At 74.3% G+C, this 20,665-nt stretch carries 17 protein-coding genes; 6 read left to right on the top strand and 11 right to left on the bottom strand.

Annotation, left to right across the window (positions count from 1 at the left end; translation table 11 throughout):
• Genes LZG04_RS37455 through LZG04_RS37445 form a run of 3 tightly spaced genes read right to left on the bottom strand, consistent with a single transcriptional unit; the run spans window position 1 to window position 2,941 of the window.
• On the bottom strand, window positions 1–1,170 hold the full coding sequence (locus LZG04_RS37455; RefSeq protein ID WP_233826305.1) for an O-antigen ligase family protein: 1,170 nt from the start codon (window positions 1,168–1,170) through the stop codon (window positions 1–3).
• Window positions 1,167–2,120, bottom strand: a complete 954-nt coding sequence (locus LZG04_RS37450) for a polysaccharide deacetylase family protein (protein WP_233826303.1) — start codon at window positions 2,118–2,120, stop codon at window positions 1,167–1,169. Before LZG04_RS37450 ends, LZG04_RS37455 begins: the two co-directional genes overlap by 4 nt.
• Complete coding sequence (locus LZG04_RS37445; RefSeq protein WP_233826301.1) at window positions 2,117–2,941, bottom strand: hypothetical protein; 825 nt, start codon at window positions 2,939–2,941, stop codon at window positions 2,117–2,119. The genes LZG04_RS37450 and LZG04_RS37445 overlap by 4 nt, the downstream gene beginning before the upstream one ends.
• A 302-nt stretch (window positions 2,942–3,243) precedes the next feature.
• On the opposite strand from LZG04_RS37445, the gene LZG04_RS37440 reads away from it, so the two are divergent.
• A complete protein-coding gene (locus tag LZG04_RS37440; protein WP_233826299.1) occupies window positions 3,244–3,867 on the top strand; it encodes a cyclopropane-fatty-acyl-phospholipid synthase family protein in 624 nt (207 codons plus the stop codon).
• Window positions 3,868–3,883: 16 nt separating this feature from the next.
• Here the strand turns inward: LZG04_RS37440 and LZG04_RS37435 are convergent, their stop codons facing one another.
• The 3 genes from LZG04_RS37435 to LZG04_RS37425 all read right to left on the bottom strand — a co-directional run bounded on the left by LZG04_RS37435 (window position 3,884) and on the right by LZG04_RS37425 (window position 6,787).
• Window positions 3,884–4,774: a phenylalanine 4-monooxygenase gene (locus tag LZG04_RS37435; RefSeq protein ID WP_233826297.1), complete on the bottom strand. Its 891-nt coding sequence runs from the start codon at window positions 4,772–4,774 to the stop codon at window positions 3,884–3,886.
• 95 nt (window positions 4,775–4,869) lie between these two features.
• Window positions 4,870–5,742, bottom strand: a complete 873-nt coding sequence (locus LZG04_RS37430) for an NAD-dependent protein deacetylase (RefSeq protein ID WP_233826296.1) — start codon at window positions 5,740–5,742, stop codon at window positions 4,870–4,872.
• Between the two features lie 10 nt (window positions 5,743–5,752).
• Window positions 5,753–6,787 carry a LacI family DNA-binding transcriptional regulator gene (locus LZG04_RS37425; protein WP_233826294.1) on the bottom strand — a complete coding sequence of 345 codons (1,035 nt, stop codon included), beginning with the start codon at window positions 6,785–6,787 and terminating at the stop codon, window positions 5,753–5,755.
• A 68-nt stretch (window positions 6,788–6,855) separates the two neighbouring features.
• Between LZG04_RS37425 and LZG04_RS37420 the strand changes: the two genes are divergently transcribed.
• Genes LZG04_RS37420 through LZG04_RS37410 form a run of 3 tightly spaced genes read left to right on the top strand, consistent with a single transcriptional unit; the run spans window position 6,856 to window position 10,597 of the window.
• Window positions 6,856–8,790: a cellulase family glycosylhydrolase gene (locus LZG04_RS37420; RefSeq protein WP_233826293.1), complete on the top strand. Its 1,935-nt coding sequence runs from the start codon at window positions 6,856–6,858 to the stop codon at window positions 8,788–8,790.
• Window positions 8,787–10,016, top strand: a complete 1,230-nt coding sequence (gene manD / locus LZG04_RS37415) for a D-mannonate dehydratase ManD (protein WP_233826291.1) — start codon at window positions 8,787–8,789, stop codon at window positions 10,014–10,016. Before LZG04_RS37420 ends, manD begins: the two co-directional genes overlap by 4 nt.
• A gap of 8 nt (window positions 10,017–10,024) precedes the next feature.
• A complete protein-coding gene (locus LZG04_RS37410; protein ID WP_233826290.1) occupies window positions 10,025–10,597 on the top strand; it encodes a dihydrofolate reductase family protein in 573 nt (190 codons plus the stop codon).
• Between the two features lie 464 nt (window positions 10,598–11,061).
• On the opposite strand, the gene LZG04_RS37405 is transcribed toward LZG04_RS37410, so the two are convergent.
• Complete coding sequence (locus LZG04_RS37405) at window positions 11,062–13,284, bottom strand: M20/M25/M40 family metallo-hydrolase (RefSeq protein ID WP_233826288.1); 2,223 nt, start codon at window positions 13,282–13,284, stop codon at window positions 11,062–11,064.
• Between the two features lie 66 nt (window positions 13,285–13,350).
• Here LZG04_RS37405 and LZG04_RS37400 point away from each other — a divergent pair, with 66 nt between their 5' ends.
• Complete coding sequence (locus LZG04_RS37400; RefSeq protein WP_233826287.1) at window positions 13,351–14,292, top strand: GNAT family N-acetyltransferase; 942 nt, start codon at window positions 13,351–13,353, stop codon at window positions 14,290–14,292.
• Between the two features lie 21 nt (window positions 14,293–14,313).
• Here the strand turns inward: LZG04_RS37400 and LZG04_RS37395 are convergent, their stop codons facing one another.
• Together LZG04_RS37395 and LZG04_RS37390 are read right to left on the bottom strand one after the other, a co-directional pair.
• Complete coding sequence (locus tag LZG04_RS37395; RefSeq protein WP_233826285.1) at window positions 14,314–15,885, bottom strand: serine/threonine-protein kinase; 1,572 nt, start codon at window positions 15,883–15,885, stop codon at window positions 14,314–14,316.
• Between the two features lie 359 nt (window positions 15,886–16,244).
• The gene (locus LZG04_RS37390; protein WP_233826283.1) at window positions 16,245–17,252 is read right to left on the bottom strand and encodes a hypothetical protein; all 1,008 of its coding nucleotides are present in this window, start codon (window positions 17,250–17,252) and stop codon (window positions 16,245–16,247) included.
• Window positions 17,253–17,307: 55 nt separating this feature from the next.
• On the opposite strand from LZG04_RS37390, the gene LZG04_RS37385 reads away from it, so the two are divergent.
• Entirely contained in the window at window positions 17,308–18,477 is a 1,170-nt protein-coding gene (locus tag LZG04_RS37385; protein ID WP_233826282.1) for a cytochrome P450, read from the top strand.
• Between the two features lie 38 nt (window positions 18,478–18,515).
• Here LZG04_RS37385 and LZG04_RS37380 read toward each other — a convergent pair whose 3' ends face one another.
• Window positions 18,516–19,520 (bottom strand): sugar phosphate isomerase/epimerase, encoded by a 1,005-nt coding sequence (locus LZG04_RS37380; protein ID WP_233826280.1) that lies wholly within the window; start codon window positions 19,518–19,520, stop codon window positions 18,516–18,518.
• Window positions 19,517–20,656 (bottom strand): Gfo/Idh/MocA family protein, encoded by a 1,140-nt coding sequence (locus tag LZG04_RS37375; protein WP_233826278.1) that lies wholly within the window; start codon window positions 20,654–20,656, stop codon window positions 19,517–19,519. Before LZG04_RS37375 ends, LZG04_RS37380 begins: the two co-directional genes overlap by 4 nt.
• Window positions 20,657–20,665 lie beyond the last annotated feature (9 nt).

Here is a 20,665-nt window from a genome sequence, read left to right as displayed (position 1 = left end):
TCACTGATCACGTGGAGCACGCGCAACGTCGTTCGCTCTCCTCAGACGCAGGTCGGCCGCGGCGACGACCGCGACCAGCGACCACAACGGCAGGTAGTACTGCTGGGACAGGAAGGTGGAGGCGACCACGACGGCGATCAGGGACGCCTGGGCGGCGAGGATCGGCAGCGGGTCGGGGGTGGTGCGGCGGACGCGTTCGCTGGTGACGGCGGTGAGCGCGAGGAGGGCGAGGAACAGGGTGAGGCCGGGCACGCCGAGTTCGGCGGCGACTTCGAGGTACATGTTGTGGGCGACCGGGGTCTGTTCGTCGATCTCGGCGTTCTTCGAGGCGGCGGGGTAGCCCTCGCGGAAGCCGCCCGGTCCGACGCCGAGCGCTGGGTGCTGGGCGACCATGCGGGCGGCGGCCTGCCAGCGCAGTTCGCGGGTGTCCACGTTGGTCTCGGCGACGTGGGTCTTCTCGCGCACGGCCCGGTCGAGGGTCGGTCCGGCGACGAGGACGGCGGCGACGCCGAGCACGGCCAGGGCGGCGACGCCGCCCGCGAGGGCTTTGAGCGGCAGGGCGCGGCGGGCGAGCAGCCAGGCGAGGGCGGCGGTGAGGGCGAGCGCGCCTCCTCGGGAGAACGTCGCCGCCGCGCCGGCCGCGAGGATGACGGCGGTGACGGCGGTGAGGAGGGTGCGGCGGCGCAGCGCGAGGAGCAGGGGCAGGGCGGCGACCAGGAAGTAGGCCAGGTCGTTGGGGTCCTCCAGCGGTCCGGCGGCGCGGGTCTGGCCTTCGGCGGCCATGCCGAGCAGTGCGCCGACGGCGGCGACCACGGCTCCGGCCGCGGTCGCGGCGAGTATCGCGCGGAGGGGCACCTCGCGGGCGGCGACGTCGATCAGCACGACGGTGACGAGCAGGAACGGCAGCCAGCGCAGGGCGTACGTGGTGGCGTAGGGGCCGCCGGCGTGCACCGCCCAGGACGCGAGCAGGACGATGGCGAGCGCGGCGAGGACCAGGTGCGCGGGGTGGGGTTCGGGTGCTCGGCGTTGCCGCGCGCGCAGGGCGGCCCAGGTGAGGACGAGCAGCGCGGGTGGCGCCTTGGCCAGGTGGTCGTGGGCTTGGAGGAGGTAGCCCTCCAGCGGCGCGACGAACACCGTCGCGCACGTGAGGGCCCGCACCAGCCAGGTCATCCGCCGCACCGCGCCAGGAGTCCGGTGTCGTGCTCGCGCAGGCCCGCGTCGAGCCGGTCGACGTGCGCGCCGGTGCCGACGACCTCGAAGTGGTGGGCGCGCAGCGCGCCGAGGACCCAGCCGAGGAACTCGACCTTCCGCGCGCCGGGGACCGCCATGCCGGGGAAGAACTCCATGCCGGGTGCTTCGGCCGCGCCGAGCACGTCGGTGGGGTGCAGCAGCAGGGACGGCTGCACGCCGCGGGCCCGGCACAGGCGCAGGGCGGCGGTGAAGTAGCCGCGGGCCAGGCGTGGCGAGACCTGGTGGAGTTGGAGCAGGTAGGAGCCGTGGATGGGGACGCGCAGCAGCGGCATGGTGGTGACCGGCAGCTCGACCAGGCCCGGGCCGACGCGCCAGCGGTAGGCGGCGTTGGGTGCGCGGACGCGGGCGAAGCCGCCGAACAGGTCGCGGTCGCCGCCGGTCGGGGCGGTGCGGTTGTGGTAGGCGCGGGCGAGCGGGCCGATCCAGGTGGGCAGGGTGCTGGCGTCGTAGCGGTAGCCGCGGTCGGCGAGCAGTTCGAGCAGGTCGCGGGTGACGCTGTAGCCGGGGCCGCGGAAGCCGGTGGGGCGTGGTGCGCCGGCCGCGACGATGGCGTTCTCGGTGCGGGCGAGCTCGGTGTCGAGCCGGTCGCGGGTGTAGCGGTGCAGCCAGGGTTCGTGGCCGTAGGAGTGGTTGCCGATCTCGTGGCCGGCGGCGGCGAGGTCGGCGACGGCCCGTGCGCCGTCGTCGCGCTCGGCGTCCGCGCCGACGACGAACACGGTGGTGGTGAGGCCGTGGGTGCCGAAGACCTCGAGCAGGCGTGGCACGGCGGTGGGCAGGAAGCTCGGTCGGCGTTCCCATTCGGGGTCGCCGTGGGTCTTGAGGTAGGCCCAGAGGTTGTCGAGGTCGAGGGAGACGCTGGCGGTGTTCACCGGGTGGCCTCCGCGGTGGCCTTGGCGAAGCGGTCGGCGTAGCCGAGCAGGAGCACGCCGGACACGACGAGGGCGACGCCGAGGGCGACCCACCACTCGCGGCCGGGGGTGATCCGGTCGCCGAGGGCGGCGATGCCGATGATGGAGGTGACCACGACGGTGGTGGCGTCCATGGTGGCGACGGTGGAGGTGGCGGAGCCGCGGCGCAGGGCCAGCGCGAGGTAGGACTGGCCGACGAGGGCGGCGGCGATCATGAGCCACGCGAGGGGATACAGCGGGAGGGTGGGCAGCGGTTCGTCGGCCAGGGTGCGGCTGGTCATGGCGACCACGGCGAACGCGAGGCCGGCGAGGGCGGCGAGCGGCACGACGCCGCCGACGCGCCGCTGCGCCAGGACGAGCGCGACGACGGGGAGTCCGAACAGGACGATGCCCGTGCCTTGGGGCACGTCGTGCGCGGTCGAGGGGGTGGCCGCCCCGACGAGCAGGAGCAGGCCGGTGGCCATGACGACGAGCACCACGACCTCGATCGCGCGGACCCGCCAGCCGAGCACGGCGATGCCGAACAGGGTGGCCAGGCCGACCGCGCAGGACGAGCCGGCCTGCACGAGGTAGAGCGGCAGTCGGGCGCGGGCGAGGAAGGCCAGCGCGAACCCGCCGACCTGGCCCGCGAAGCCGAGCAGGTAGAGCCGGTCGCGGGCGAGCCGGGCGAGCAGGCCGAGGCCGCCGCCGCCTTCGTCGGCGCGCCGGGAGGCGATCGACTGGGCGACGATGCCCAGCGCGTAGAGCACCGCGGAGGCGGCGAGTGCGAGGTAGCCAGTCACGCGACCCTTCCCAGGGAGATACGGCCCGTGGAGACAGCCGCCGCGTGGAAGCGGTCGGTGTGATCCGGATATCGGATGGGCAGCGTAGAACCCGAAAAACCTCGACTCGTTCGAGCGATGGGTGACTACACGATCGAGCGATTTTGCTGACTACACAACGACATGCGCTTGCGGGTGGCCAGGCGTGGCCGACGGCCGGGAGACGATCCCGGTCACTCTCCCGTGATCGACAGCGACCGTCCGGGTTGCCGGTTCGGCAACTTTCTTTGCCGATCGACCGGTCCGGTCCGCAGGATCGGGGCATGAACGCCACTGAGGAGTACTGGGAGACCTTCTACCGCGACCGCGACCAGGTGTGGACCGGCAAGCCGAACGAGCTGCTGGTCCGGCAGGTCGCGCACCTGGAGCCGGGCACGGCGCTGGACCTGGGCTGCGGCGAGGGCGGTGACGCGTTGTGGCTGGCCGAACAGGGCTGGCGGGTGACCGCCGTCGACGTGTCGGCCGTCGCGCTGGCCAGGGGCGCGGCCCGCGCCACGGAGCTGGGCCTGGCCGCGCGCGTGGACTGGCAGCGGCACGACCTGGCGCGCTCGTTCCCGACCGGGGTGTTCGACCTGGTGTCGGCGCAGTTCCTGCACTCGTCGGTGGCCGTCGAGGGCGAGCGCGAGGGCATCCTGGCGCGGGCGGCCGAGGCCGTGGCGCGCGGCGGGGTGCTGCTCGTGGTGGGGCACGCCGACTGGCCGACCTGGTTGCGCGACAACCCCCCGGTGGACTACCGGTTCCCCACCAACGCCGACGTGCTGGCCTCGCTGCGGCTGGGTCCGGAGTGGGTGGTGGAGGTGGACGAGTCGGTCGAGCGGGAGATCACCGGCCCGGAGGGTCAGCACGGGACCCGGTGGGACGTCGTGCTGCGGATCCGGCGCGGCTAGCGGTCGGGGGCGGTGGTCACGCGACCGCGCCGCGCTCGTGCAGCGCGGGCAGGCGCAGGCGGTCGCGGGTCGTCTCGTCGAACTCGTCCAGGAAGTCGTGCAGCACGTCGGCGAGGTGGTCCAGCGAGCGCACCGCGTACAGCACCGGCTGGTACCCGGCCGCCACGTAGGCGGTGTCCACGACGCGTTCGACGGACCACGGCCTGATCTCGGCGCGGTGCAGTCGGCCCAGTTCGCCGTACGAGGACAGCAGCGCCGCCCCGTACGCCCTGGGCCGCCCGCGTTCGTGCGCGACGCCGTACTCCAGGGTGAACCAGTACACGCGGCTGATCAGGTCCAGGGCGTCCGCGCTGTCCACTCGGGACGCCGCCGCGCCGACCAGGCGGTAGAGGTCGGCGAACCACGGCGAGGACAGGTGCGTGCCGTGGCCGTACACGTCGTGCACGACGTCGGGCTCGGGCGTGTAGAGGGGCATGGCGGGGTGCCGCACGTACTGCACCGCGTGGAAGTAGCCGCGGGCCATCGCGCCGAGGAACCGCTTGTCCGGCACGAGCCCGCCGGCGAGGGTGAACCGGAACTCGGTCAGCGCGTGGAGGCGGTCGCCGACCTCGGCGTGCTGCGGCACGTGGTCGGCGGGGATGGGCGCGGCGTCGCGGGCGTGCAGCACCTCCCGGCACACCGTGTGCTCCTGGACCGCGGTCAGCGCGGCGTGGACGTGCCGCCAGGTGGCGTGCTCCTGGTCGGTGTAGGTGACGGGCGGCGAGGGCGCACCCACCTCGTGCCCCTCGGCCGCGGCCACGATCGCGTCACGGCGGCGCAGGTACGCGGGATCGCTCAGGCCGGGGTGCGGCCTCGCGTCGTCGACCCTCCCGTCCCGGGCCGGCGCCTCGATGGTTTCACTGGTCATGCACGGGGCGTACCCGGGCCGTCCGGCCGGCACGCGACGGAGGGAGGTCGCTCACTCCGTCAGGTGACCTTTCCTCGCCGGAGGCGGACAGGGTGTCAGAGGCAGGCGAGCAGGGAGGTCAGGGCTTGGCCCAGGGGCAGGTCGACGCGGACGGTCGCGTGGACGTCGCCCCTGGTCTCGCCCTGGTTGACGATGAGGACCGGCTTGCCGGCCGCGGCGGCGCGGCGGACGAACCGCAGGCCGGACATGACGGTCAGGGACGAGCCGAGCACGAGCAGGGCGTGGGCGGAGTCCACCAGCCGGTAGCACCGCTCGACGCGGGGCCGGGGCACGTTCTCGCCGAAGAACACCACGTCCGGCTTGAGCACGCCGTCGCCGCAGGCGGCGCAGTCGACCAGCCGGAACGACCGCACGTCGTGCTCGGGCAGGTCCACGTCGCCGTCGGGGTTGATCCGGGTGGCGGTGGCCTCGAACGCGGGGTTGGCGGCGCGCAGCCGGCGGTCGAGGTCCTCGCGGGCGCTCACCGCGCCGCAGTCCAGGCAGACGACCCGGTCGAGGCTGCCGTGCAGCTCGACCACGTCGGGTGTGCCCGCGGCCTGGTGCAGGCCGTCGACGTTCTGCGTGATCACGCCGGCGAGGTGGCCGCGGGCGTGCAGCCGCGTCACGGCGCGGTGGCCGGTGTTGGGTGCGGCGCGGGCGATGGTCCGCCAGCCGAGGTGGCTGCGCGCCCAGTACCGGCGCCGGCCCTCGACGCTGCCGGTGAACTCGTCGTAGGTCATCGGGGTGTGCTTGCGCAGGCTGCCGGACGCGCCCCGGTAGTCGGGGATGCCGGACTCGGTGGACAGGCCCGCGCCGCTGAGCACGAGCACCCGCCCGTCGGCGACCACGCGCACGACCTCGTCGAGGCTGGTGGTGCGGGGCAGCGGCGCGCCGGTCGGCGTCCAGCTCAACGTCGGCCGCGTGCGCATGCGGTCCACTCTACGTGCGGCCCGGGGCGGGGGCGGTGGACTCGCGGACGACCAGCTCGGGTGGGCGGATGTCGGTCGGGGTGCCCTCGACCTCGCCGAGGGCGGCGAGCAGCACGCGGGCCGCGGCGCGGCCGAGGCCGACGAGGTCCTGGCGCACGGTGGTGAGCCGCGGGTGGACCAGCTCGCCCAGCGGCAGGTCGTCGTGGCCGATGACGGACAGCTCGCCGGGCACGTCGACGCCGAGCCGGCGGGCCGCGCTCATCCCGGCCACGGCCATGGAGTCGTTGGCGAACAGCACGGCGGTGGGCCGGCGGTGGCCGGTCAGCAGGGTGCCGATCGCGTGGGCCGCGCCGGCGGCGGTGAAGTCGGACACGAGCGAGTGGCTGGGTGTGAGGCCGTGGGCGGCCAGGGCGTCCTCGAACACGCGGCGGCGGTGCAGCGTGTGGACGCGGTCCTCGGGGCCGGAGACGTAGGCGATGTGCCGGTGGCCGTGCCCGACGAGGTGCTCGACGGCGGCTCGGATGCCGTCGGCGGGTCCGGTCGCCTGCACGGAGGGCACGGGGTCGTCGCGCCACGGCGTGCCGACGAGCACCGCGGTGAGGTCGAGGGCGCGCAGCAGCTCGAACCGGGTGTCGCCGATGCGGCTCTCGGTGAGCACGACGCCGTCGACCCGGCGTTCGTCGGCGAGCCTGCGGTAGGCGGCCTCCTCGGCGGTGGGTTCCTCGCCGACGATGTGCAGCAGCAGGCCGTAGCCGAGCGGGGACAGCTCGTCCTCGATGCCGGAGATCAGCAGGGTGAAGTGGGGGTCGGCGCTGAGCAGGTCCGGTGAGCGCTTGGCGACCATGCCGATGGCCCGGGTCTTGGCCGAGCGCAGCGCCACGGCGGCGGCGGACGGGGTCCAGCGGAGTTTGCTCGCGGCGGTCAGGACCCGGTCGCGGGTGGCGGCGGAGATGCTGCCCTTGCCGTTGACGACCTTCGACACGGCCGCCACCGACACGCCGGCGAGGGCGGCGACGTCGGTGATCGTCGGCTTGCGGCTTACCACCCGGCAAACGTTACACCGGCTGAGCAGCGGACCTCGACAGACATCAGGTTAAACGATATACCTGTGCCATGCGGCGCAACTCTGCCAAGCTCGCCGGCCCCGACGTCTGGGTCGGGGTCAACTACTGGTCGCGGACCGGCGGCCCGGCCATGTGGCGCGACTACGACCCGGCCGTGGTGGACCAGGAGCTGCGGGTGATGCGCGCGCACGGCATCGGCCTGACCCGCAGCTTCTTCCACTGGCCCGACTTCATGCCGACCGAGGACGAGCTGGACGGCGAGCTGCCGGCCCGCTACCACGACTTCCTCGACCGGCACGTGGCCCTGGGGATGCGCACGATCCCGACGTTCGTCGTCGGGCACATGTCGGGCCAGAACTGGGACCCGGCGTGGCGCGGCGGCCGGGACGTGTTCGCCGACGAGTGGTTCCTGGACCGGCAGCGCTGGTACGTGCGCGAGCTGACCGACCGGTGGAAGGACCACCCGGCGGTGGCGGGGTGGCTGCTGAGCAACGAGATCCCGATCTACGCCGACTGGCGGTCGCGGGGCGTCGGCACGCTGGACGCGGACGCGGTGACGGCGTGGGCGGCGGCGTTGATCTCCGAGATCCGGGCGGCGGGCGCCACGCAGCCGGTGTCGATCGGCGACGGCGCGTGGGGCGTGGAGGTCACCGGGCTGGACAACGGGTTCCGGGTCCGCGACCTCGCGCCGCTGGTCGACTTCCACGGACCGCACGTGTACCGGATGGAGGACGACCAGCTGCGGCTGCACCTCGGCGCGGCGTTCGTGTGCGAGCTGCTCGACATCGGCGGCAAGCCGGTGATCATGGAGGAGTTCGGCGTGACGTCGGACTACGTGTCGGAGGAGAACGCCGCGCACTACTACCGGCAGGTGCTGCACACGACGTTGCTGGCCGGCGCGACCGGCTGGATCCCGTGGAACAACACCGACTTCGACGACCTGGCCGACCGCGACCCCTACCGGCACCACCCGTTCGAGATGCACTTCGGGTTGACCGACTCCGCCGGGCGGCCGAAGGCGCAACTGCTGGAGGTGCGGGCGTTCACGGAGGTGCTGCGGCGCACGGACTTCGCCCGGCTGCGGCGGCCGGACACGTCGATCGCGCTGCTGGTGTCGTCGTTCCTGGAGGCGCGCTACCCGTTCACGCAGCCCGAGGACGCGACGAGCGTGGCCGACAACGCGCGGCAGGCCTACGTCGCGGCACGGGAGGCGGACCTGCCGGTGGGGGTGGCGCGCGAGCTGGACGGCGTGCCGGACGACTGCGCGCTGTACCTCGTGCCGTCGGTGAAGCAGCTCACCGCGCCGACGTGGCGGACCTTGGTGGAGCGCGCGTCGGCGGGCGCGGTGGTGTACGCGTCGTACTTCGTCGGTGAGCACCGGACGCAGCGGGGGCCGTGGTGGCCGGGGCTGGACGGGATGTTCGGCGTGGTGAAGCAGCTGCGGTACGGGTTGGTCGACCCGATCGAGGACGACGTGCTGCGGATGGTGTTCCAGCGGGACTTCGGCGGCATCGGCGCGGGCGAGGAGCTGGTGTTCCGGGTCGGCGGCACGGCCGAGTCGCGGGCGTTCCTGCCGGTCGTGCCGGACGGGGCGGAGGTGGTCGCGGTGGACGGGCACGGGCGGCCCGCGTTGCTGCGCCACCGGGTCGGCGACGGGTGGATGGTGCTGTGCACGTACCCGGTGGAGCACATGGCCGCGCGGACGCCCCGGGTGAACCCGGAGCCGACGTGGCGGCTGTACGCGGCGCTGGCCGTGGTCGCCGGTGTCCCGCCGCGGGTGCGGGTGGACGACCCGCTGGTGATGACCGGGGTGATGGAGCACTCGGTCGACGGGCGGGTGTTCGCGTGGTTCGTGAGCCAGCACGCGTCGCCGGTGGTGGTGCGGCCGGTGGTGGACGGTGTGCTGGTGGGGTTGGACGGCTCGCCGTTGGACGCGGTGGAGCTGGGTGCGTTCGGCGTGCTGGTCGGGGAGGTGCTGGGGTGAGGATCGCGGCGGTGGACGTGGTGGTGACCTGTCCGGGGCGGAACTTCGTGACGCTGCGCATCACCACCGAGGACGGGATCACCGGTCTGGGCGACGGGACGCTCAACGGGCGTGAGCTGGCGGTGGAGGCGTACCTGCGGGAGCACGTCGTGCCGCTGCTGGTCGGGCGGGACGCGTCGGCGATCGAGGACACCTGGCAGTACCTGTACCGGGGCGCGTACTGGCGGCGGGGCCCGGTGACGATGGCCGCGATCGCCGCCGTCGACACCGCCCTGTGGGACATCAAGGCGCGGGCCGCGGGGATGCCGCTGTACCAGTTGCTGGGCGGGGCGTGCCGGGTCGGCGCGCTGGCGTACGGGCACGCGTCCGGGCGGGACCTGCCGGAGCTGTTCGACTCGATCCGGGCGCACCTGGAGCTGGGGTTCCGGGCGATCCGCGTGCAGACCGGCATCCCGGGCCTGGCCACCGTGTACGGGGTGGCGGCGTCGGCGGCCGGCGGCGGCGACCGGTACGACTACGAGCCGGCGCGGCCCACGGCGCTGCCGGTGGAGGAGAGCTGGGACACGCGGGCCTACCTGCGGCACGTGCCGTCGGTGTTCGAGGCGGTGCGGTCAGAGTTCGGCCCGGCGCTGCCACTGCTGCACGACGGCCACCACCGGATGACCCCGATCGAGGCGGCACGGCTGGGCAAGGCGTTGGAGCCGTACGACCTGTTCTGGCTGGAGGACGCCACACCCGGCGAGGACCAGGCGGCGTTGCGGCTGATCAGGCAGCACACCACCACGCCGTTGGCGATCGGTGAGGTGTTCAACTCCATCCACGACTACACGACGTTGCTGAGCGAGCGCCTGATCGACTACGTCCGTTCGGCGGTCACCCACACCGGTGGTGTCACGGCGTTGAAGAAGGTGCTCGACTTCGCCGCCGTGTACGGGGTCAAGTCGGGGATGCACGGGCCGACGGACATCTCGCCGGTCGGCATGGCCGCCGCGCTGCACCTCGACCTGGCCGTGCACAACTTCGGCATCCAGGAGTACATGCGGCACTCGGAGCGGACGCTGGAGGTGTTCCGGACGTCCTACACGTTCGTGGACGGCCTGCTGCACCCGTCCGACGCGCCCGGGCTGGGGGTGGAGCTCGATGTGGACGCGGCGGACCGGTTCCCCTACCGTGCCGCGTACCTGCCGGTGAACCGGTTGGCGGACGGCACACTCCACGACTGGTGAGGTGGGCGTTGCGGAAGATCGTGGTCTGGCTGTCGGTGTCGTTGGACGGCTTCTTCGAGGCGCCGGACGGGTCGATCGACTGGCACCTGGTGGACGACGAGCTGCACGAGCACATGAACGCCGAGCTGTCGCGGATGGGCGCGTTCCTGGAGGGGCGGCGGACCTACGAGCTGATGGCGGACGTGTGGCCGGAGGTCGGGCAGGACCCGGCCTACTCCGCGCCGATGGTGGAGTTCGCGCGGATCTGGCTGCGGATGCCGAAGGTCGTGTACTCGCGGACGTTGGCGTCGGCCGGGTGGAACGCGACGATCGCGCGTTCGGTCGTGCCGGAGGAGGTGCGCGCTCTCCAGTCCTCGGCCGACGGTGACCTGGTGGTGGGCGGCCCGAACCTGACCTCCACGTTCCGCCGGCTGGACCTGGTCGACGAGTACCGCCTCTACGTCCACCCGGTCCTGCTGGGCCGGGGTCGGCCGCTGTTCGGGCCGGAGGACCGCAAGACCGACCTGGACCTGGTCGAGTCGAGGGCGTTCGGCAACGGCGTCGCCCTGCTCCGCTACGCCGTCCACCACCCTCCGCTGTAGCACTATCGGGTGAACCTGGCCGGGGAATGTACGGAAACACCGTTACCGCACCTCGGTTGAAAACGAGCGGAGCCCCCGAACCACCCACCCCCCGCTCCCCCAGCCGCGACCGCGGATGTCGCGCGGCGACGAGAACGGAGGTGGCCGATGGCTTAGAGCTCGGCGGACGCGGCCACCGGCCGCCGACATACCGGCCGCCGCGCCGGATGCCGCCGCGCCGACCGGTGCCGATCCCGGGTCAGACGGGTGCGCGCGGCCGGGCGGGGGCGCGTGGCTGGGCGACGGGCCGCGCGGCCGGGCACGGGCGGGTCGGGCGCAGGCGGGTCGGGCGCAGGCGGGTCGGGCGAGGGGGACGTGCGGCTGGGCCGGGGACGCCTGGCCGGGCGGCGCGTCGGTCGGCGCGATCACGGCCCGACGCGCGGTGGGTCGGCCGGTCGCGGACGCGACCCGGGTCAGGCGGCGGGTCAGAGCTGGAACGTCGCGCGCACGACCGCGCCGTCGAACGGGCGGTTGCCGGACTGGACCGGCATGGTGTCCGGTGGGCGGGGGCCCACCAGGGCGGCGGCTTCGGCGGGCAGCCCCACCCACTGGTCCGCCACCGTCACCTCCAGCGGTGTGCCGGGGGCCAGGTGGCAGGTGAGGTCGCGGCTGGACGGGCCGTACAGCTCCAGCGTGGTGCTCGGCAGGTCGGTCGGGCCGATGCGGCAGCCCCGCAGGCCCCGTTCGGACAGCGTCACGTGCGTCCGCCACGCCCGCGCGGTCGGGGTGATGCGGAAGGTGACCGTTCGCGCGGGGCCGTCGGGCGAGGTCAGGTCGGGCGAGGGCGGGATGGGCGAGGTCAGGGCGGTCGCGGTGGGGGTGGGCAGGTCCAGGTCCGGGGCGTCGGCGCGCATCACCGGGCCGGTGGACACCGGGTGCGCCGACGCCAGTCGTTCCGGGTTCGCCCCCAGCACGCGCGAGGTCCACGCGTCGGGCGCGGGGTCGGGGGACAGCCAGCTCGACCGGCCCGTGGCGGTGTCGCGCAGGTAGATCAGCGAGTCCGGGCGCGGTTGGTCGGGGGTGAAGCCGAAGCGGGCGGTCCCCGTCGCGAGCAGCGCCACCGCGACCGCCGTGACGCCGACCGCCGGCCACCACGACCCCGAGGGCAGCAACGGCAGCAGCAGGACGCCCGCCAGCGCGCCGAACACCACCGCCACCGCGCTCAACGGCATGCCCAGCGCCACCATCATCGTGCCCACCAACGGCGGGAAGATCGCCGCGGCCACCAGCGGCGGCAGGGAGGCGGCACGGGGCGTGGCCAGCGCGGGCAGGCCGGTCAGCAACGTCCACTGGAACAGGAAGCTCGCGCCCGGCACCGCCACCGCGGACGCCACCAGCAACACGGCCGTCACCACCAGCGCACCGGCGACCACCTCCGCGGTCGACCACCGCCGCGCCACCCGGGCCGCCGCGACCAGCGCCGCCAACCCCAGCAGGCAGGACCCGGCCACGAACCAGCCCCGCTCGGGCGGCTCCGACAACGCCAGGAAACCCAGCCCCGGCCGCGCCGCCGCCACCAGCAGCCACGCCCCGAACGACACCGCGCCGGCCACGACCACCGCGCCGACCGCCACCCCGGCCACCGCGAGCACGGCCCGCCACCGCAACCGTCCACTCCGGACACCCAGCACCAGCAGCGACGCCAACGCGACCACCGTCACGGCGGCCAGCGCTACGGCGAACCACGTCGGGTAGCGCACCAGCACGCGGGAGAACAGGTCGAAGTACACCGCGTCGCCGCCACCGGCCCGCAGGTCGCGGTCGCCCAGCGCGCGCACCAGCCCCACCATCGTCTCGCCGTGGTGCTGGAGGCTGCCCCGGTCCAGCCGCTCCACGTCGTCGTGAGGCGAGTGGTAGTCGCGCACGTGCTCGATGAACGCGCTGTCCAACCCCCGCGCGCCCGCCTCCTGGAACACGGTGAAGTCGCTGTAGTTCGGCATCCGCCGGTACACCTCGTAGGCGAACGAGTTCGCGATCGGCCTGCTGCTCGCCCCGCCGAACGCCGACACCAACGGCCCGTTGCCCGGCCCCGTCTGGAACATCCACACCGGCCCGCCGCTGCCCCGCGCCTCCCAGTTCAGCACCGCGCCGACCCCGTCGACCCCGTGACGCCGCACGTAGGCGCGCGCGCCGAGCGACCCGGCCTCCTCGCCGTCGGTGAACAGGAACACCACGTCGTTGCGCACCCCGCCGGTGGTCAGGGCGCGCAGCGTCTCCAGCATCGCCGCGACCGCCGCGCCGTCGTCGGCCGCGCCGGGCCCGGTGGGCACCGAGTCGTGGTGCGCCACCAGCAGCAACGCCTTGCCGGCGCTCACCGACGGGTCCGTGCCCCGCACTCGGGCCACCACGTTGTGGGCGGTCGCGACCCGGGCCACGCCCCGCCACGGCACCACGACCTCGTCGGACTCCACCGTCACCTCCGCGCCCAGGCGGCGGGCGGTGTCGGCGACGTAGTCGCGGACGCGCTCGCCGTCCGCCGAACCGATCGGGTGCGGCCGTTGCGCGACGGCTTCCAGGTGCCGCTCGGCGCGCCCGGCGGCGAACTCCGCCGGCGGGGCGTCCGCCACCGGGGCGGGCGGCCGGAACGCCAGCACGGCCAGGGCTCCCACCGCGGCGAGCACCAGGAGGACCACCACCCGAGGGATCATCCGCAGACCCTAAGCCGGCCGAAACCCGATCGACAGGCCCCGCGGCCGGGACGCACCATGTGCGCCATGAACGCCCTGCCCGCCGGCCACACCGCCCGGCCGCCCCGCCCGGACGACGCCGAGCTGATCCTCGGCCTGGTGCACGCCTACACCACGGCGGTGATCGGGTTCGCCGACTACACCCTCGACGACATGCGCGACGAGCTGACGCGGCCCGGTTTCGACCTGGAGCGCGACGCGTGGCTGGTGCTCGACGCGGCGGGTGCGCCGGTCGGGTACGCGACGGCGAACGGCAAGAGCGGCAGCGACGAGGTCGACGTGGACGTGGTGTCGGCCGACCCGGTGATCGCGGACTGGCTGTTCACCAGGGTGCTGGACCGGGCGCGGGAGCTCGGGCGCGCGGGCGGGCACGAGAAGGTGGTCGTCGACCAGGGCGTCTACCGCGACGACACGGCGTTGCGGGAGCGGGTGGCGGCGCTGGGGTTCGAGGCGGCCACGACGTTCCACCGGATGCGGATCGACCACGTCGGCGAGGTGCCGCCGCCCGCGCCGGTGCCGGGGCTGGTGCTGCGCCAGGGCCTGGACGAGGAGGTGCGGCGCACCGCGCACGAGGTGCGCAACGCGTCGTTCGCCGGGCACTTCGGGTTCGTGCCGAAGACCTACCAGGAGTGGCACGAGCAGCTGGACCGCAAGTCGACCTTCGACTGGTCGGGGCTGTGGCTCGCGGAGCTGGACGGGCGGCCGGCCGGGTTCATGGAGTGCACCGACCAGTTCGCCGACGAGAACCGCGGCTACGTCGGGCACCTGGGCGTGCTGCCCGCGGCACGGGGTCGCGGGGTGGCCAAGCACCTGCTGGGTCAGGCGTTCCACCTGGACGCGGCGGCCGGGCGGGTGGGCACGGTCCTGCACGTCGACTCGAACAACCCGACGCCCGCGCTGGGCCTGTACGAGTCGGTGGGGATGCGACCGGTGCTGGTGATCGACGTGTGGCGCGGCCGCTTCGCCTGACCGCGCCCGGTCCCCCGGTCGTCACGCGTTGCGCTGGCCGTCGATCATCCACTGCCCGTCGACCTGGACCAGCGCGTACACGTGCCGCTCGGACTGGGTGCCGCCGCCCTTGAACGTGTACGACACGGTCGCCGACACCTGCTGCGGCCCGTCGGCCCGCACGTCGCTCACGCTCACCGCGCTCATCCGCCCCCACCAGGACTGGTAGTCGGCGAAGGTCCGCGCCCGCGCGGCCTTGAAGCCGTCGGTGAGGCGCCCGTAGGCGGTTTCCAGGTCGTTCGGCAGCAGGGCGTAGTAGTCGCTCAGCGCCTGGTCCGGGCCGACCTGGGCGGGCGGCTGCGCCGTGCTCGGCTCGGTCGTCTCCGACGTCGTGGTCGTGGGCGGCGCGCCGGTGGTGGTCGGTTCGGCCGCGCCGGTGGTCCCGGCGGGCGGGTTCTCGGCGGCGGTGGTCGGCTGGGTGGTGGCCTCGCCGGTGGTGCCCGACCCGGCCGAGGGCGAGCCGTTCTCGTCACCGCGGTTGAGCAGGTAGGCCACGGCGGCGATGGCGATCATGGCGACGACGGCGAGCGCGATGAGCGCCTTGCGGTCGCCGCGCTTCTCCTCGGCCCGGGGCGCCACCTCGGCGGGCGCCGGCGTCGGCGCCGGCCGGGGAGGGGGCACGGGCGTGGGCTTGACCGGCTCGGGTTCGGGTCGGGCGGCGGCCGGTTCCGGTTCCGGGTCGGCCGCGGGTTCCAGGGGCGCGGCCAGGATCGCGGTCGGTGCGGGCTTGGCCGGCACGGGCGGTGCCGTGCCGTCGAACCGCACGTCGCGCAGCATGTCCGCCGCCTCGGCCATGGTCGGCCGGGTCTCGGGGTCCGGGTCGAGCAGGCGCATCAGCACCGGCGTCAACGGGCCGGCGTGGCGCGGCGGCGGGAACCGGCCCTCGGCGACCCGGTGCAGCAGGGCGATGGTGTTGCCGTCCACGCCGAACGGCGGCGTGCCCTCCAGCGCCGCGTAGAGCGTCGCGCCCAGCGCGAACACGTCGGCCGGGAACTCGCCCTTGCCGCCGCGCGCCACCTCCGGGGCCAGGTAGGCGGGGGTGCCGACGAGCATCCCGGACGCGGTGACGGTCGCCTCGTCGGCCGCGCGGGAGGTGCCGAAGTCGGTGACCTTGACCGTGCCGAACTCGGTGACGAGGACGTTGCCCGGCTTCACGTCCCGGTGGGTGACGCCCGCGGTGTGCGCGGCGGCCAGCCCGGACGCGAGCTGCGCGCCCAGCCGGGCCACCTCCTCGGGCGGCAGGGTGCCCTGCTCGGCCATCACGGTGGCGAGGCTGCGCGAGGGCAGGTACTCCATGATCAGCCACGGGTGGCCGTCGTGCTCGACCACGTCGTACAGCGCGATCACGTTGGGGTGCGACAGGCGGGCCGCGAGGCGGCCCTCGCGGACCGCGCGGTCGATCGACTCCTGGTCGAAGCCCGTGCGGGACAGCAGTTCCTTGGCGGCGACGACGCGGCGCAGCCGCTGGTCCTCGGCGCGCCACACCACCCCCATCCCACCCGTGCCGATCCTCTCCGTCAGCCGGTACCGGCCTGCGATAGTGCGGTCCTCCACCCGTGCTCCCAACGTCGCGCGCACGTCCGGCGACCGGGTACCCGATCGGGTGACCCCTCGAACGTCCGTTTCAGTCGTAACACTTCGGGTGGCGGTTTGTCCCTTCACCACGCGGGACGGCCGCACAGGTGAGCCGAGGGCCACTTCGGGCGGCGACCACCTCAGTCCTTTGTGGACTTGCGCGGGTCGGTGCGGCCGAACGGCGGCACGCGCACCGGCCGCGGGCTGGGCCGACCGCCTCGCCGGACCACCTCTCGCGGCGGAGAACAGCGACTGGGTGCCCGCGGACCTCGACACCGGACGGCCCTCCGCCGCGCCGCGCGCACGCCGGGATCGGCCGGGTCGCGCCGGGCCACGACCTAGGTCGGACGCCTCAGGCCCGACCACGCCCGGCCGTCGACCAGCGTCGGCGGGATCCCGATCGGTTCGTCGCCGACCTCCGCGCGCACCGGGCCACCGGGCAGCAGCACGCCGTGGTCGGTGACGACGAGGACGTACCCGCCGGCCCGGAAGTCGCCGACGACGGTGGCCGGGAACAGGTCGGCCGCCGGCGGGGTGGCCGCGTAGAGGTCGATCGAGGCGCTCGCCGCGAGGACGTCGGGTGCCCGCGCGTCCTCCGGCCGCAGGACGATGGCGTCGAGCGGCACCGACGCCACCTGCCCGCGGTGCCGGTCCGCGGTGTGCACGGTCAGGCGCGACCCCGGGTGGAAGGTGACCGTCACCCGCACGGCGGGCGCGGGACGGCCGAGCAGCCGGCGCGGCGCGAGCCGTGCGGCGGTGAGGCGGGCGAGCTGGACGACGACCACGGACCCGAGCACGCCCGCCGCCGCCCACAGGGTCGGGTGCTCGCCCAGCCACGCCCACACCGCGAGCACGGCGGCCGTGATCAGCATCGTCCAGATCAGGCCCAGCCGCAGGCGCGGCGTGTGCCGCACCAGCGGGTCGCCCTCGGGCAGGGTGACCGTCACGGGCACGGCGAGCTCGGCGAACACGCGCCGTTGCCGCACAGCGCCGATCACGAGCCGCGCCAGCGAGTACGTGCAGTACGCGGCGTGCACGGCGAACGGGACGACGACCGTCGGCGGTTCACCGGCCGCCGCCAGCAGGGCCGCCGCGCCGATCGCGACGGCACAGCCCAGCCGGGGCCTGGCGACCAGCACGACCGGGGTGGCCAGCACGACCAACGTGACCGGCAGGGGGACGCCCAAGCCGTCCGTGCTCAGCGCGATCACCAACGCGACCACCCAGAGCACGACGGTCAGCACCACCCGGCCGACCCGCCACGCCGGTCCCGCCCACCGCCGCACCGACTCCCACTCCAGCACCGGCGCGGAAGTCCCACCCACCAGCCCTGCCCCCCGGCTCATGGTCGAGATGCTCGCACGATCGACACGCGGTCCGGCGGCGATAGTGTCGAGCACCATGGACTACCCGATCACGCGTCGTCCCGGGTTCGACCCGCCCGCCGAGTTCGCGCGGCTGCGGGAGCGGGCACCCGTGTGCCCGGTGTCGTTGCGGCACGGCCAGCAGGCGCACCTCGTGACGCGGTACGACGACGTGCGGGCGGTGCTGCGCGACCACGGCCGGTTCTCGTCGGACCCGGGCACGCCGGGGTTCCCGCAGCTGCGGCCGGTGGTGGACCGCAAGGCCGCGCCGGGCAGCTTCCTGGTCACCGACCCGCCCGAGCACACCCGGTACCGGCGGCTGCTCACCGGCGAGTTCACCGTGCGGCGGATGCGGGCGCTGCGGCCCGACGTGGAGCGGATCACCCGGGAGCGGTTGGCCGCGCTGCGGTCCGGGCCGCGACCCGCGGACCTGGTGGCGGCGTTCGCGCTGCCCGTGCCGTCGGACGTGATCTGCCTGCTGCTCGGCGTGCCGGTGTCCGACCAGGCGTTCTTCTCCACCCGCAGCCGCACCCACCTGGACCGGTCGCGGCCGGCCGAGCAGGTGCGGGAGGCGTTGGACGAGCTGCACGCCTACCTGGCCGACCTGATCCGGTCCCGCCGCCGCACGCCCCGGGACGACCTGATCAGCCGCCTGGTGCGGGAGCCGGGGCTCAGCGACGAGGAGGCGGTCGGGATGACCGTGCTGCTGCTCGTCGGCGGGCACGAGACGACGGCCAACTCGATCGCGCTGTCGGTGCTGGCGCTGCTGCGGGACCGGCAGTGGTGGCAGGCCCTGGTCGCCTCGCCCGACCTGGTGGACGACGCCGTGGAGGAGCTGCTGCGGTTCCTCAGCCCCGTGCACCACGGTGTGGTGCGGGCGGTCGCGGGCGCGGCCACGGTCGGCGGGACGGCGCTCGCTGCGGGCGAGGGCGTGATCGCGTCGCTGTTCGCCGCCAACCGGGATCCGGCCGCGTTCCCCGACCCGGACCGGCTCGACCTGCGGCGCGACGCGCGGGCGCACCTGGCGTTCGGCAGCGGGGTGCACCAGTGCGTCGGGCACCTGTTGGCGCGCCTGGAGATGCGGGTCGCGCTGCGCACCCTGGTGACCGAACTGCCGGACCTGCGCCTGGCCGTGCCGTTCGAGGAGGTCGAGTTCGCCTTCGACGCCCCGATCTACGGCCTGCGCGCGCTGCCGGTCACCTGGTAGGTCGGGCGCCCGCCGGGCGGGGCGGGCGCCCGACCCGGTCACTCCCCCGTGCTGAACGCGGCGTCGAACGGGGCCGCGGGCGGGTCGAACAGGTGCCGCCGGATGAACCCGACCGCCTCCTCCGCGCCGCGCAGCCGGTCCATGCCGGCGTCCTCCCACTCCACCGAGACGGGCCCGGTGTAGCCGATCGCGTTCAACGCCCGGAACGACTCCTCCCACGGCACGTCACCGTGCCCGGTGGAGACGAAGTCCCAGCCGCGCCGCGGGTCCGCCCACGCCAGGTGCGACCCCAGCCGGCCGTTGCGCCCGTCGAACCGCTTCTTCGTGTCCTTGCAGTCCACGTGGTAGATCCGGTCGGCGAAGTCGAGGATGAACCCGACCGGGTCCAGGTCCTGCCACACGAAGTGCGACGGATCCCAGTTCAGGCCGAACGCCGGCCGGTCGCCCACCGCGGCCAGCGCCCGCCGCGTCGTCCAGTAGTCGTACGCGATCTCCGACGGGTGCACCTCGTGCGCGAACCGCACCCCCACCTCGTCGAACACGTCCAGGATCGGGTTCCACCGGCGGGCGAAGTCGGCGTACCCCTCGTCGATCACCGCCCGCGACACCGGCGGGAACATCGCCACGTACTTCCAGATCGACGAGCCGGTGAACCCGACCACGGTGCCCACGCCCAGCCGTGCCGCCGCGCGGGCCGTGTCGGCCATCTCCGCGGCCGCCCGCTCCCGCACACCCTCCGGCGAGCCGTCACCCCAGATCCGGGCGGGCAGGATCGCCTGGTGGCGGAAGTCGATCGGGTCGTCGCACACCGCCTGCCCGACCAGGTGGTTCGAGATCGCCCACACGCCCAGCCCGTACTTCTCCAACACCGCCCGCTTCGCGGGCACGTAGTCGTCGTCCGCCAACGCCCTGTCCACCTCGAAGTGGTCACCCGAGCAGGCGATCTCCAGCCCGTCGTAACCCCACCCGGAAGCCAGCCGGCACACCTCCTCGAACGGCAGGTCGGCCCACTGGCCGGTGAACAGCGTGACCGGTCGGCTCATCGCGACTCTCCAATCGTGGTCCAGGTCGACCTCTGCGCGGCGCTCTCCTCCACGGCGGCCAGCACCCGCTGCACCCGCAGCCCGTCGGCGAAGCTCGGCGCCGGGTCGACACCGTCGCCGACAGCCGTCAGGAAGTCCGCCGCCTCGTGCGTGAACGTGTGCTCGTAGCCGAGCAGGTGACCCGGCGGCCACCACGCGCCCACGTACGGGTGGTCGGCCTCGGTGACCAGGATCCGCCGGAACCCGGCCGCCGGGCCGTCGTCGGCCGAGAACACCGACAGCTCGTTCATCGACTCGAAGTCGAACGCCAGGCTGCCGCGCGTGCCGTTGACCTCCAGCCGCATCGCGTTCTTGCGGCCCAGCGCGTACCGGGTCGCCTCGAACGTGCCCAGCGCGCCGGACGAGAAGCGGGCCAGGAACACGGCCGCGTCGTCCACGGTCACCTCGCCGACCCCGTCGCCGTCGGGCCGCGACCGGACGAACGTCTCGGTGGTGGCGCCGACCCCGGTGATCAGGTCGCCGGTGACGTACTGCGCGGCGTCCACGATGTGCGCGCCCAGGTCGCCCAACGCGCCGGACCCGGCCTTCTCCTTGCGCAACCGCCAGGTCATCGGCGACGCCGGGTCTGACAGCCAGTCCTGCAGGTACACCGCCCGCACGTGCCGGACCTCGCCGATCCGGCCCTCCTCGACCAGCCTGCGGGCCAACGCGATCGCGGGCACCCGCCGGTAGTTGAACGCCACCATCGAGCGGACACCGCGCGCGGCGGCCTCCCGTGCCGCCGCGGCCATCGCCTCGGCCTCGGCCACCGTGTTGGCCAGCGGCTTCTCGCACAGCACGTGCTTGCCGGCGGCGAGCGCGGCCAGCGCGATCTCGGCGTGCGTGTCACCGGGCGTGCAGATGTCGACGAGGTGCACGTCGTCCCGGGCCACGAGCGCGCGCCAGTCGGTCTCCACGGCCGCCCAGCCGTACTTCGCCGCGGCTTCCTTGGTGCGCGCCGGGTCACGGCCGCCGAGCACGGCCAGGCGGGGCGTCAGGGGCACGTCGAAGAACCGGTGGACGTTGCGCCAGGCGTGCGAGTGCACCGCGCCCATGAACGCGTGGCCGACCATGCCCACGCCGATCTCTTCCGTCATCAGCAGCCT

The sequence above is a fragment of the Saccharothrix sp. S26 genome, from assembly GCF_021390395.1.
In the GTDB taxonomy this organism is placed as follows: Bacteria; Actinomycetota; Actinomycetes; order Mycobacteriales; family Pseudonocardiaceae; genus Actinosynnema.
The sequence above is the reverse complement of the archived record's forward strand: the minus strand, read 5'-3'. Positions and strand labels throughout refer to the sequence as shown.

Excerpts from the sequence above, each read along its gene's own strand:
- LZG04_RS37455 (WP_233826305.1), bottom strand. The coding sequence starts at position 1,170 with ATGACCTGGCTGGTGCGGGCCCTCACGTGCGCGACGGTGTTCGTCGCG.
- LZG04_RS37440 (WP_233826299.1), top strand. The coding sequence starts at position 3,244 with ATGAACGCCACTGAGGAGTACTGGGAGACCTTCTACCGCGACCGCGAC.
- LZG04_RS37435 (WP_233826297.1), bottom strand. The coding sequence starts at position 4,774 with ATGACCAGTGAAACCATCGAGGCGCCGGCCCGGGACGGGAGGGTCGAC.
- LZG04_RS37430 (WP_233826296.1), bottom strand. The coding sequence starts at position 5,742 with ATGCGCACGCGGCCGACGTTGAGCTGGACGCCGACCGGCGCGCCGCTG.
- LZG04_RS37420 (WP_233826293.1), top strand. The coding sequence starts at position 6,856 with ATGCGGCGCAACTCTGCCAAGCTCGCCGGCCCCGACGTCTGGGTCGGG.
- LZG04_RS37405 (WP_233826288.1), bottom strand. The coding sequence starts at position 13,284 with ATGATCCCTCGGGTGGTGGTCCTCCTGGTGCTCGCCGCGGTGGGAGCC.
- LZG04_RS37400 (WP_233826287.1), top strand. The coding sequence starts at position 13,351 with ATGAACGCCCTGCCCGCCGGCCACACCGCCCGGCCGCCCCGCCCGGAC.
- LZG04_RS37390 (WP_233826283.1), bottom strand. The coding sequence starts at position 17,252 with ATGAGCCGGGGGGCAGGGCTGGTGGGTGGGACTTCCGCGCCGGTGCTG.
- LZG04_RS37385 (WP_233826282.1), top strand. The coding sequence starts at position 17,308 with ATGGACTACCCGATCACGCGTCGTCCCGGGTTCGACCCGCCCGCCGAG.
- LZG04_RS37380 (WP_233826280.1), bottom strand. The coding sequence starts at position 19,520 with ATGAGCCGACCGGTCACGCTGTTCACCGGCCAGTGGGCCGACCTGCCG.
- LZG04_RS37375 (WP_233826278.1), bottom strand. The coding sequence starts at position 20,656 with ATGACGGAAGAGATCGGCGTGGGCATGGTCGGCCACGCGTTCATGGGC.